Genomic DNA, 12,086 nt, shown 5'->3' with positions numbered 1-12,086 from the left:
ACCACTCAGTCGGTCGTCCGCAGCGTCGGCCGGACCAGACAGAACCGGACCAGACAGAAGAAGTGGCCCGCGGGGTCGGTAGGGACCAGGAAGCGGTCGGGATCCGGCTGGAGTTCCGGGCAAGTGGCGCCCAGGAACAGCAGCCGGGCCTCGGCCTCGTCAAGGCCAGCCGCTCGGCACCCGCTCGGCACAGTCCACAGTGTCGAGCCGCAGCACCAGGAACGCCGATAGGGTCTGTGACCAGCATTGCTGCTGGTCACAGACCCTATCGGTCTGGTGGCGGCGCCAGGATTCGAACCTGGGAAGGCTGAGCCGGCAGATTTACAGTCTGCTCCCTTTGGCCGCTCGGGCACACCGCCGGGGTTGCTGCCGTTCGAACCGCTTTTCCGCGGTGCTCGCTGGCAACGACGTAAACAATACCCGATGGACAGGGGTGCTTCGCCACCCGATTGATCGGCGCTCGGGGACGGTGGGTGGCTAGGCTTATGCGGATGCGGCCCGGGACGACGCCGGGCTCGGCGGCCCCCACGTACGCCGATACGCACCCGATACGCACCCCGATACAAGGAGCCACAGGACATGGCCGACTCCAGTTTCGACATCGTCTCGAAGGTCGAGCGGCAGGAGGTCGACAACGCCCTCAACCAGGCCGCCAAGGAGATCTCGCAGCGCTACGACTTCAAGGGCGTGGGTGCCTCGATCTCGTGGTCCGGTGACAAGATCCTGATGGAGGCGAACTCCGAGGACCGGGTGAAGGCTGTCCTCGACGTCTTCCAGTCCAAGCTGATCAAGCGCGGGATCTCGCTGAAGGCCCTGGACGCGGGCGAGCCCCAGCTGTCCGGCAAGGAGTACAAGATCTTCGCGTCGATCGAGGAGGGCATCTCCCAGGAGAACGCGAAGAAGGTGGCGAAGATCATTCGCGACGAGGGTCCGAAGGGCGTGAAGGCCCAGGTGCAGGGCGAGGAGCTGCGGGTCAGCTCGAAGAGCCGTGATGACCTGCAGGTCGTCATCGCTCTGCTGAAGGGCAAGGACTTCGACTTCGCGCTGCAGTTCGTGAACTACCGCTAAGTCGCGCCTGCGACACCGTACGAGGAAGGGTGGGCACCGCGAGGTGCCCACCCTTCTCGCCTGCTGGCTGCGGTCGGGGGATGCGCTCAGTCGCGCGAGTTGCCGAACAGGAGGCGGTAGGCGACCAGCAGGACCAGTGAGCCGCCGATCGCCGCGGCCCAGGTCGTGGTGTCGTAGAAGTCCTTGGTGATCGGGTGGTCCAGCCAACGGGCCGATATCCAGCCGCCGATGAACGCACCCGCGATACCGATCACGGTCGTACCGATGAAGCCGCCCGGGTCACGGCCCGGCAGCAGGAACTTGGCGATGGCTCCGGCCAACAGTCCCAGGATGATCCAGCCAACAATGGTCATGCCGTGAACCTGCCCCTTCGTGCTGTGCCCGCACTGTCCCCGCGCTGTGATTTGGGTCCCGTCGGGCCGGTTGTACTGGTCGCTCGCGTGTTCGCGCCTTGTTGATGGAGAGGACGTCACCGGTGCACCCGGCGGTTGCACTGATCAGTAGGGTGCGGTGCGTGATGACTTCCAGCTCTGAACTACGGCGCACCTTGGGTGTGGGGGACGCCGTGCTCATCGGCCTGGGCTCGATGGTCGGAGCCGGGATCTTCGCCGCCCTGGCGCCCGCCGCCCACGCCGCCGGGTCCGGCCTGTTGCTCGGGCTGGCCGTCGCCGCCGTGGTCGCCTACTGCAACGCCATGTCGTCGGCGCGGCTGGCCGCGCTGTATCCGGCCTCGGGCGGCACGTATGTGTACGGGCGCGAGCGGCTCGGGGAGTTCTGGGGATATCTCGCCGGCTGGTCGTTCGTGGTCGGCAAGACGGCGTCCTGTGCGGCGATGGCGCTCACCGTGGGCGCGTACGTCTGGCCGGAGCAGGCGCACGCCGTGGCGGTCGCGGCCGTGGTGGCGCTGACCGCGGTGAACTATGGCGGGGTCCAGAAGTCGGCCTGGCTGACCCGGGTGATCGTGGCTGTCGTGCTGGCTGTCCTCGCTTCCGTGGTGGTCGTGTGCCTGGGCTCCGGGGACTCCGACGCCGGGCGGCTGGACATCGGGGCCTCCGGTGGCCTGGGCGGGGTGCTTCAGGCAGCGGGTCTGCTGTTCTTCGCGTTCGCCGGGTACGCGCGGATCGCGACCCTCGGTGAGGAGGTACGGGATCCCGCGCGCACCATCCCGCGTGCCATCCCGCTGGCTCTGGGGATCGCACTGGTGGTGTACGCGTGCGTGGCGGTGGCTGTCCTTTCCGTGCTGGGGGCGGGCGCTCTGGGCGACGCGGACGCGCCGCTGACCGACGCGGTGCGGGCGGCGGGGGTTCCGGGGCTGGTGCCGGTAGTGCGGGTGGGTGCTGCCGTGGCCGCGCTGGGTTCGCTGCTCGCCCTGATCCTCGGTGTCTCGCGTACGACGCTCGCGATGGCGCGGGACCGGCATCTGCCCGGCGCGCTGGCGGCCGTCCATCCGCGCTTCCAGGTGCCGCACCGGGCGGAGCTGGCCGTGGGCGCGGTGGTCGCGATCCTGGCCGCCACGGTGGATGTACGCGGCGCGATCGGGTTCTCCTCCTTCGGTGTGCTGGTCTACTACGCGGTGGCCAACGCGTCGGCCTGGACGCTCGGATCGGCTCCCTTGGCCCGGGTGGTGCCGGCGGTCGGGCTGCTCGGGTGTGTGGTGCTGGCGTTCGCGTTGCCGGTGGCCTCGGTGGTCGTGGGTGCGGGCGTGCTGGCGGTGGGTGTGGCGGCGTACGGCGTACGGCGGCGGTGGGTGGCCGGGCGGTAGGTGCGCGATCTTGGGTGGCCCGGCAGTAGGTGCGCGGTGCGTCCGTGGCCGTGCGAGGCGGGTTACGGCATCGGTGCCGTGCGTATGCGGAAGTCGGCCCAAGGGGCCAGCTCCAGCTCTTCGTTCATCTCGGCGTACCAACCCGTGCCCTCGACCCAGGCGTGCAGCCAGTCCGTGAGGCTGGGGGCGTCCACGAACCAGGCGTGGTCGCAGTCGTCGGCGTTGGGCTCGAAGAGCAGGACGGTGGCTTCCGGGGTGCGGCAGTCCACGCACGCGTACATCGCGCAGCCCCAGTGGGATATCGGCAGGACGCCTTCGGGCCACGGCCAGTCGGGATCCTTGCGGCCGGTGGCGCGGTTGGCGAGGTACTGCTCGACGGCGGCGGGTTCGCCGGCGGGCGCGTTGTCGAGGAGGGGCAGCAGGCCGTACTCCGGGCCGAATCCGCCGTCTCCTATCCGAAGGTAGAGCTCGGCGAGCAGCGGGGGCAGAGAGAAGCCCAGGGCGGCCTCGGCGCGGGACAGGGTGGCCGTGTCCACGGGCTCGGGGAGTGAAGTCCAGCCCCACGGGTGAGTGTTGCGTGCCTTGGCCGCCACCCGTGTCAGCAACTGCTCGATCTCGGTCATGGGTTCATGATGCAAGCCGCCACTGACAGTCGGGCGAGGCTGTGGACAACCGTCGGGCTGTGGACAACTGGCGGTCGGAGGCGGAGCGGTTGCCGGCTCTGTCCTACTGGACCGGCCGGCGCCCGCCCTACCGGACCGGTTGCCGCTTCTGCCCTACCAACGCGACGAGAACGGCTGGTCCGTCGACACGATTTCGCGTCCCAGCGGGAGCAGCGACACCGGGATGAGCTTGAAGTTGGCGATGCCGAACGGGATGCCGATGATCGTGATGCACAGGGCGATGCCGGTGACGATGTGAGCCAGGGCGAGCCACCAGCCCGCGAGGACCAGCCACAGGACGTTGCCGACGCAGGAGGGGGCGCCGGCGTCGCGGCGCTCGACCGTCGTGTACCCGAAGGGCCACAGGGCGTAGACGCCGATACGGAACGCGGCGATGCCGAACGGGATGCCGATGACGGTGATGCACAGCAGCACGCCCGCGAGCAGGTAGCCGAGGAACAGCCAGAAACCGCTCAGGACGAGCCAGATGACGTTGAGGATTGTCTTCACTGGGGGCGACCTGCCATCTTCTCGAGCCGGGCGATGCGTTCCGCCATCGGCGGATGTGTCGAGAACATCTTGGAGAATCCCTGACCGGGGCGGAAGGGGTTCGCGATCATCATGTGGCTCGCCGTCTCGATCCGGGGCTCGGGCGGCAGCGGGAGCTGCTTGGTACCCGTCTCGAGCTTGCGCAGGGCGCTGGCCAGGGCCAGGGGATCGCCGGTGAGCTGGGCGCCGGACGCGTCCGCCTCATACTCCCTGGAGCGGCTGATGGCCAGTTGGATGAGAGTCGCGGCGAGCGGGCCAAGGATCATGATCAGCAGCATGCCGAGGAGGCCGGGTCCGTCGTCGTCATCGGAGCGGCCGATCGGGATCAGCCAGGCGAAGTTGACCAGGAACATGATCACCGAGGCGAGCGCGCCGGCGACCGACGAAATCAGGATGTCGCGGTTGTAGACGTGGCTGAGTTCGTGGCCGATGACGCCGCGCAGCTCGCGCTCGTCGAGGATGCGCAGAATGCCTTCGGTGCAGCACACGGCCGCGTTGCGCGGGTTGCGGCCGGTCGCGAAGGCGTTCGGCGCCTCCGTCGGGGAGATGTACAGGCGGGGCATGGGCTGGCGGGCCTGGGTGGAGAGGTCGCGGACCATGCGGTACAGGGCCGGGGCCTCGAATTCACTCACCGGGCGGGCGCGCATCGCGCGTAGCGCGAGCTTGTCGCTGTTCCAGTACGCGTACGCGTTGGTCCCGAGGGCGATCACGACCGCGACGACGAGCCCCATGCGGCCGAAAAGGCTGCCGATGACGATGATGAGTGCGGACAGTCCCCCGAGGAGTACTGCGGTCCTGAGCCCGTTGTGCCGGCGGTGCACGGTACGCCCTCCAAGTGGTGCGGCAGGGGAACCCTTTGCTTGTCGATATCCGAAGCCACTGGTGCCGTGGTGTCACGTCCAGTGGACCCTCCCGTACTGGTCAACGCCAGGCGAGGGTGACTAGTTCCCTTGTGCGTGCGGCGGCGGGCGTGGGCCGTCCTGGTGAGGTGCCGTCCGTTCAGAAGAGGCCGGTGTCGGCGAAGCGCAGGACCACCTGGGGTGCTCCGGAGAGGGCGATGCCGAGTACCGCGGTGATGGTGATCGCTGCGGTGACGGGTGCGGGTACCCGGTGCTCGACGGGCTCGCCCTCCGGGGCGCGGAAAAGCAGGGCCGTCCACTGGAGGTAGTAGAACAGCGCGATCACTACGTTGACGGCCATCACCACGGCGAGCCAGCCGAGGCCCGCGTCGACGGCCGCGGAGAAGACGGTGACCTTGGCGAAGAGGCCGATGATGCCCGGGGGCAGTCCGGCGAGGCAGAGCAGGAAGAAGGCCAGGAGGAGGGCGGAGAGGGGATTCTTCGCGTACAGGCCGCGGTAGTCGGTGATGCGGTTGAGGGATCTTGTACGGCCCACCAGTGCGGCCACCGCGAAGGCGCCGAGGTTCACGGCGGCGTACATCAGGGCGTAGGCGACGGTGGAGCCGATGGACTTCTCGGCGTCGTCGGAGTACCCGGCGGCGGCGATCGGCACCAGCAGATAGCCGGCCTGGCCGACGGACGACCACGCGAGCAGTCGTACGGCGCTGTACGCGCGCGTGGCCTGCTGGCGCAGGGCGCCGACGTTGCCTACGGTCATGGTCAGGGCGGCCAGTACTGCGAGTGCCGGGCCCCAGACGTCGGCGTACGACGGCAGCGCGATGACCGTGACCAGGATCAGGCCGGAGAAGCCGACGGCCTTGCCGACGACCGACAGATAGGCGGCGACCGGCAGCGGCGCTCCGATGTAGGTGTCGGGCACCCAGAAGTGGAAGGGCACCGCGGCCGTCTTGAAGGCGAAGCCGACGAGGGTGAGGACGACGCCGGTCTGGGCGAGGGTGTCGAGTTGTGCGTCGACGTCCTGGATCCGGTCGGCGATCTGGGTGAGGTAGAGGGTGCCGGTGGAGGCGTACACGAAGCTGATGCCCATGAGGCTGACCGCGGTCGCGGTCACCGAGGACAGGAAGAACTTCAGGGCCGCCTCGGAGGACCTCCGGTCGCCGTGGCGGAGGCCGACGAGGGCGAAGGCGGGCAGGGAGGCGACTTCCAGGGCGACGATGAGGGTCGCCAGGTCGCGGGAGGCGGGCAGGAGGGCGGCGCCGGCCACGGAGGACAGCAGCAGGAACCAGAACTCCCCTTCGGGGAGTCCCTTGTTGGCGTCCTTCAGGGCCGTCACCGACAGCAGGGCGGCCAGGAGGGCGCCGCCGAGGACCAGGAACTGGATGACGAGGGTGAAGCGGTCGGCCGTATAGCTGCAGATGTCCGGGGCGCCGGTCAGGCAGAAGGTGCTGCGGTCGCCGTCCAGGAGGGGCAGCAGCAGGGCGGCCGAGGCGGCGAGGCCCGCGACCGACGCCCAGCCGAGCAGTGCCTTCCGGGAATCGGCGAGGAACAGGTCGGCCACGAGGACGACGAGTCCGACGACTGCCGCGACGGTGGGCGGCGCGATGGCGAGCCAGTCGACGGACTGGACGAGGGACTCGGCCAGTGGCTGGGCCAGGGCGCTCATCGGGTGCCTCCTGCGAGGAGCTGCTGCACGGCCGGGTCGGTCAGGCCGAGGAGGGCCTTCGGCCACAGCCCGGCGACGACGGTGAGGGCGACGAGCGGGGTCCAGGCCGCGAACTCGTAGCTCTGGACGTCGGCGAGCTTCGGTGCCTCGTGCGGGACGACGCCCATGCACACGCGGCGGACCACGACGAGCAGGTACGCGGCCGTCAGCAGGGTGCCGAACGCGGCGATCGACATGAAGGTGAGGAACGCCGGGCGGCTGAGTCCGTCGGCGGGGTCGAACGCGCCGAACAGCGCCAGCATCTCGCCCCAGAATCCGGCGAGGCCCGGCAGCCCGAGCGAGGCGACCGCGGCGAAGGCGAGCAGACCGCCGAGGCGGGGTGTCTTGGCGTAGAGGGCCGCGCCGGTCTTGTCGGCGAGGGTGTCGAGGTCGGTCGTGCCCGTGCGGTCCTTCAGCGCACCGACCAGGAAGAAGAGGAGGCCGGTGATGAGGCCGTGGGCGATGTTGGCGAACAGGGCGCCGTTCACGCCGGTCGGAGTCATCGTGGCGATGCCGAGCAGGACGAAGCCCATGTGGCCGACGGAGGAGTAGGCGATGAGGCGCTTCAGATCGCCCTTCGCGCCCTGCTTGGCGAGGGCGAGGCAGGCCAGGGATCCGTAGATGATCCCGACGACGGCGAACGCGGCGAGGTACGGCGCGAAGGTGCGGAAGCCGTCGGGCGTGATGGGCAGCAGGATTCGGACGAACCCGTACGTACCCATCTTCAGCAGGACGCCTGCCAGCAGGACCGAACCCACGGTCGGCGCCGCGGTGTGGGCGTCCGGCAGCCAGCTGTGCAACGGCCACATCGGCGTCTTGACCGCGAGCCCGAGCCCGATCGACAAAACGGCGATGACCTGCACGGATGTGGTCAGCGACCGGCCGTTGTCAGTGGCGAGTGCCACCATGTCGAATGTGCCCGCCTTGATTCCGATCAGGAGCAGGCCGAGCAGCATGACCACGGATCCGAGCAGCGTGTAGAGGATGAACCGCCAGGCCGCCTGGGTCCGGCCCTCGCCGCCCCAGCGGGCGATGAGGAAGTACATCGGGATGAGCACCATCTCGAACGCGAGGAAGAACAGCAGCAGATCGAGGACGGCGAAGGTCGCGAGGGTGCCGGACTCGAGGACGAGCAGCAGAGCGACGAAGGCCTTCGGGGTCGGACCCGCAGGCATCTTGGAGTAGGAGTAGAGCGCGCAGAGGAAGGTCAGCAGCGCGGTCAGGACCAGAAGGGGGAGGGAAATGCCGTCGATGCCGAGGTGGATCCGTACGTCGAGTGCCGGGATCCAGCTGATGTCGGTCGTCGCCTGCATCTTCGAGGGCTGGTCGTGGTCGAAGCCCAGCGTGAGGACGATCGCGGCGATGAGGACCGCGCCGGTCACGGTGACGCCGTGCCGCAGCACGGCCTGCTCGGGTGACTTCCCCTTCAGCCCGGGCGGGGCCGGCAAGAGAGCGGCGGCCGCGCCGAGGAGCGGGCCGACGACGACGAATGCCAGGAGGAACTGCATCACGGACTCGTTGATATCGATCACGCCTGCTCACGCTCCCGTGGCGACGAGGACGGCGGCGACCGCGAGGATGACGGTGCCGGCGAGCAGCGCGCTCACATAGGTCTGCACATTGCCGGTCTGGGCGCGTCGTACGGCGGCACCGAGCCAGCGGGGCAGGGTGCCCGCGCCGCGTACGTAGGTCTCGACGACCTCGCGGTCCAGGAACCGGACGAGGGTGGCTCCGGCCCGGACCGGGCGGACGAAGAGTGCCGAGTACACGGCGTCGAGGTGGAAGCCGACGGCCGCGTGACGGTGGAGCGGGCCGAGCAGGAGGCGGCCCGGGTCGGCCGGGTCGGGCGCGTAGGCCATGTCTCCGTAGGCGGGCGCGTGGCTTGCGATGGCCTCGGCCTCGACCAGTCCGGCGTCGCCTTCGGGGTGGGCCGCGACCGCGCCCAGCGGTGTGCGGGCCGCCAGTGCGGTGGTGCGCTGCCAGGCTCCGTAGGTGACGAGTCCGCCGACGACGGCGAGGCCCGTGCCGAGGATGGACGTGGTGAGGGTCGGGGTCAGGTCGTCGCCGTCGAACCAGCCGGGCAGCGACTGGTAGGCCAGCCCGCCGATGGCGAGTGACGGCGCGGCCAGTACCCAGAGCACCACGGTCATGGTGAGGGGCTGCCTGCCGTGGTCCGGGGCCTCGGCTCCCCGGCCGCGGAAGGCGAGCAGCCACAGGCGCATCGCGTAGGCGGCGGTGAGCAGGGCTGTGAGCAGACCGGCGACGAGGATGATCCAGCCCGCGGCGACCGGGACGCCTTCGGCGTGGCCGGTGGTGATGTGCTCAGCGGCGCCAAGGACGGACTCCTTGGAGAAGAAGCCGCTGAAGGGCGGGATCGCGGCGAGCGCGAGGAGGGCCACGGTCATCGTCCAGTAGGCGTCCGGGACGCGGTCGCGCAGGTCGCGCATCCGGGACATGGCGGCCAGCGAGTTGGTGCCGGCGGCGTGGATGATCACGCCGGCCGCGAGGAACAGCAGCGCCTTGAAGGCGCCGTGCGTGAGGAGGTGGAAGACGGCGGCTCCGCGGTCGCCGACGGCGAGGGCGCCGGTCATGTAGCCGAGCTGGCCGATCGTCGAGTAGGCGAGTACGCGCTTGATGTCGTCCTGGGCGAGCGCGGCCAGCGCCGAGCCGGCCATCGTGACGGCGGCCATGACGGCGAGGACGACCATCGCGGCCTGCGAGGCCTCGAAGACAGGGAGGAGACGGGCGATGAAGTAGACACCGGCGGCGACCATCGTCGCGGCGTGGATCAGCGCGGAGACGGGCGTCGGGCCGGCCATCGCGTCGGGGAGCCAGGTGTGCAGCGGGAACTGCGCCGACTTGCCCGCGACGCCGGCGAGGAGCAGCAGGGCGATCAGGGTCGGATGGTCGAGTGCGCCGGTCGACACGGCACCGAGGACCTTGGTGATCCGGAAGGACCCGGCGTCGGTGGCCAGCGCGAACAGGCCGATCAGGAAGGGGACGTCACCGAGCTTGGTCACCAGGAAGGCCTTGAGGGAGGCGGCGCGGGCCTCCGGGGTCTCCCAGTAGTGACCGACCAGGAAGTAGGAGCAGATGCCCATGATCTCCCAGCCGACCAGCAGCACCATCAGGTCGCCGGAGTAGACGACGAGGAGCATCGCGGAGGTGAAGAGGGAGACGAGGGCGGCGTACGAGGGGTAGCGCGGGTCGTCGCGCAGGTAGCCCATCGAGTAGATCTGCACGCAGGAGGCGACGAAGGCGACCAGTACGGCGACGAGGGCGGCGAAGCCGTCGATGTGCAGGGCGAGTTCGATCGGGATCGAGCCCGTGGGGGTGAGTTCGGTGGCCGCGTTCACGGCCTCGTCACCGCCCTGGCGCACGGCGACCAGCACAGCCACGACGAGGGAGGTGAGGACGGGCAGGACGGCGAGCGGGCGGACGAAGCCGGGAGCGCTACGGCCCATGAGCAGGCCGACGACCGCGCCCAGGAACGGGAGGAGGGGGACGAGGACGGCGAGAGTGGTCGTGGTCACGCGGTGGCCTCAGCCTTCTCGGCCGCGCCGGCTGCCGGGCCGTCGGTCTCGGGGCTCTCGGGCTCGTGGCCCTCGGCGGTGTCGCGGAGCTTGTCGATGTCCGCGGTGCCGCGGTTGCGGTGGACGGCGAGGACGATCGCCAGGCCGATGCCGATCTCGGCGGCGGCGATGGCGATGGTGAACAGGGTCAGCGCCTGGCCGGAGTGCAGGGTCTCCTCGGCGGTCCTGCTGAGCCAGACGTCGAAGGCGACGAGGTTGAGGTTGACGGCGTTGAGCATCAGCTCGACGGACATCAGGACCAGGATCGCGTTGCGGCGGGCGAGGACGCCGTACAGGCCGGTGCAGAAGAGGAGGGCGGAGAGTACGGCGGGGTAGGCGAGGTGCATCAGCGGACACCTTCCTTGTCGGAGCCGTCTGCGTTGCCGGCTCCTGTGCCGCTGTGGGCTCCCGTGCTGTTGCCGGTCCCCTTGCCTGGGTTGGTCCCCATGCTTGGGGAGGCGCCCTGGCTCGGGTCGGCCCCCTTGCCCGGGTCAGCCCCCTTGCCCGGGTCAGCCCCCTTGCCCGGGTCAGCCCCCTTCGCGCTCGGAGTGTTCGGGCCGGTCGCCGCGTCCGCCTTTGCCTTGCGGGAGAGGACGATCGCGCCGACCAGGGCGGCGAGGAGGAGGACGGAGAGGGCCTCGAAGGGGAGGACCCAGTTCTGGAAGAGGCTCGCACCGGTGGCCTCGGTGGAGCCGGCGGCCGGGCCGTCCAGCTCGATCCAGGTCGTGCGGAAGGCATCGACGACGACCCAGACCAGGGCGGCGGCCGCGGCGACGGCGACGGTGAGGGCGGCCCAGCGGTTGCCGGAGTTGGCGTCCGGGGAACGGCCGATGGGGGCCCTGGTGAGCATCAGACCGAACAGAAGGAGGACGACGACGGAACCGACGTAGATGAGGACCTGGACCCAGGCGATGAACTCGGCGGTGAGCAGGAGGTATTCGACGGCGAGGCCGCCGAGGGTCACCACCAGCCACAGGGCGGCGTGCACCAGTTGCCTGGTGGTGACAGTGACCAGGGCAGCGCCGAAGGTGACCAGGCCGACGAGGAGGAAGGCGATCTCGACGCCGGTCGGGGAGAGAAAGCCGTGCGTGTCGGCGGCGACGGTGGTCGTGGTGTGCGCCGACGCGGCGGCCGAGGCGAGGATCACGACTCGCCTCCCTGCGGATCGGCGGGCTTGGCCTGCGGGTCGGAGGGCTTGGCCTGCGGATCGGCGGGCTTGGCCTGCGGATCGGCGGGCTTGGCCTGGGGATCGGCGGGCTTGGCCTGCGGATCGGACGGCTTCGCTTGCGGGGTGGGGCCGGGCCCGCTCTCGGGTGTGGGGGTCGATGTGGGTCCGGACGGCTGGGCGGTGCCGGGCTCGCCCTCAGGTGTGGGGGGCGGTTCGGCCTGTGCGGCCGCCAGTTTCTCGGCGGTTTTGCGGGCCGCTGCGATTTCCTTGGGCTCCTCGGCGGCGGGGTCGAGGGCGGGTGGGGCGGGGACCGTCCACATCCACTCGCGGAGCTTGTCGCGTTCGTGGGTGAGTTCGCGGATGTCGGTCTCGGCGTACTCGAACTCCGGGGACCAGAACAGGGCGTCGAAAGGACAGACCTCGATGCAGATACCGCAGTACATGCACAGGGCGAAGTCGATGGCGAAGCGGTCCAGGACGTTGCGGCTGCGTTCGCGACCGCCGGGGGCCGCGGGCGGGACCGTCTCCTTGTGGGAGTCGATGTAGATGCACCAGTCCGGGCACTCGCGGGCGCACAGCATGCAGACCGTGCAGTTCTCCTCGAACAGGCCGATGACGCCACGGGTGCGGGGCGGCAGGTCGGGCTGGGCGTCCGGGTACTGGTCGGTGACGGACTTCCTGGTCATCGTGCGGAGGGTGACGGCCAGGCCCTTGGCGAGGCCGGACCCAGGAATGGGGGCCAT

General features: G+C 69.9%; 12 protein-coding genes, 1 tRNA gene and 1 pseudogene. 2 read left to right on the top strand and 12 right to left on the bottom strand.

Features of this window, described 5'->3' with window-relative positions; translation table 11 throughout:
- Positions 1-5 precede the first annotated feature (5 nt).
- Positions 6-164 (bottom strand): annotated as a pseudogene (locus QQY66_RS29260) (VOC family protein); the annotation flags it as partial.
- Between the two features lie 110 nt (positions 165-274).
- Positions 275-359, bottom strand: a tRNA-Tyr gene (locus tag QQY66_RS29255).
- A gap of 220 nt (positions 360-579) precedes the next feature.
- Here QQY66_RS29255 and QQY66_RS29250 point away from each other — a divergent pair.
- On the top strand, positions 580-1,068 hold the full coding sequence (locus QQY66_RS29250) for a YajQ family cyclic di-GMP-binding protein (protein WP_301983255.1): 489 nt from the start codon (positions 580-582) through the stop codon (positions 1,066-1,068).
- Between the two features lie 86 nt (positions 1,069-1,154).
- Here the strand turns inward: QQY66_RS29250 and QQY66_RS29245 are convergent, their stop codons facing one another.
- A complete protein-coding gene (locus QQY66_RS29245; RefSeq protein WP_210582752.1) occupies positions 1,155-1,421 on the bottom strand; it encodes a GlsB/YeaQ/YmgE family stress response membrane protein in 267 nt (88 codons plus the stop codon).
- A gap of 164 nt (positions 1,422-1,585) precedes the next feature.
- On the opposite strand from QQY66_RS29245, the gene QQY66_RS29240 reads away from it, so the two are divergent.
- Complete coding sequence (locus tag QQY66_RS29240; protein WP_301983254.1) at positions 1,586-2,830, top strand: APC family permease; 1,245 nt, start codon at positions 1,586-1,588, stop codon at positions 2,828-2,830.
- A 62-nt stretch (positions 2,831-2,892) separates the two neighbouring features.
- Here the strand turns inward: QQY66_RS29240 and QQY66_RS29235 are convergent, their stop codons facing one another.
- From QQY66_RS29235 to QQY66_RS29195, 9 genes are all read right to left on the bottom strand, one after another.
- Positions 2,893-3,453, bottom strand: a complete 561-nt coding sequence (locus QQY66_RS29235) for an SMI1/KNR4 family protein (protein WP_301983253.1) — start codon at positions 3,451-3,453, stop codon at positions 2,893-2,895.
- 153 nt (positions 3,454-3,606) lie between these two features.
- Positions 3,607-4,002 (bottom strand): YccF domain-containing protein, encoded by a 396-nt coding sequence (locus QQY66_RS29230; protein ID WP_301983252.1) that lies wholly within the window; start codon positions 4,000-4,002, stop codon positions 3,607-3,609.
- Entirely contained in the window at positions 3,999-4,862 is an 864-nt protein-coding gene (htpX, locus tag QQY66_RS29225) for a zinc metalloprotease HtpX (RefSeq protein ID WP_210582755.1), read from the bottom strand. Before htpX ends, QQY66_RS29230 begins: the two co-directional genes overlap by 4 nt.
- A gap of 178 nt (positions 4,863-5,040) precedes the next feature.
- Entirely contained in the window at positions 5,041-6,564 is a 1,524-nt protein-coding gene (locus QQY66_RS29220) for an NADH-quinone oxidoreductase subunit N (protein ID WP_301983251.1), read from the bottom strand.
- A complete protein-coding gene (locus QQY66_RS29215; RefSeq protein ID WP_301983250.1) occupies positions 6,561-8,135 on the bottom strand; it encodes a NuoM family protein in 1,575 nt (524 codons plus the stop codon). Before QQY66_RS29215 ends, QQY66_RS29220 begins: the two co-directional genes overlap by 4 nt.
- A 6-nt stretch (positions 8,136-8,141) precedes the next feature.
- On the bottom strand, positions 8,142-10,136 hold the full coding sequence (locus QQY66_RS29210; RefSeq protein WP_301983249.1) for an NADH-quinone oxidoreductase subunit L: 1,995 nt from the start codon (positions 10,134-10,136) through the stop codon (positions 8,142-8,144).
- Entirely contained in the window at positions 10,133-10,522 is a 390-nt protein-coding gene (gene nuoK, locus QQY66_RS29205; protein ID WP_301983248.1) for an NADH-quinone oxidoreductase subunit NuoK, read from the bottom strand. The genes QQY66_RS29210 and nuoK overlap by 4 nt, the downstream gene beginning before the upstream one ends.
- Positions 10,522-11,319: an NADH-quinone oxidoreductase subunit J gene (locus QQY66_RS29200; protein WP_301987534.1), complete on the bottom strand. Its 798-nt coding sequence runs from the start codon at positions 11,317-11,319 to the stop codon at positions 10,522-10,524. The genes nuoK and QQY66_RS29200 overlap by 1 nt, the downstream gene beginning before the upstream one ends.
- Positions 11,319-12,086, bottom strand: a complete 768-nt coding sequence (locus QQY66_RS29195; RefSeq protein WP_301983247.1) for an NADH-quinone oxidoreductase subunit I — start codon at positions 12,084-12,086, stop codon at positions 11,319-11,321. Before QQY66_RS29195 ends, QQY66_RS29200 begins: the two co-directional genes overlap by 1 nt.

It is taken from the genome of Streptomyces sp. DG2A-72 (genome assembly GCF_030499575.1).
Taxonomy (GTDB): Bacteria; Actinomycetota; Actinomycetes; order Streptomycetales; family Streptomycetaceae; genus Streptomyces.
Note: the sequence above shows the minus strand (reverse complement) of the source record. Positions and strands in the feature narration are given on the sequence as shown.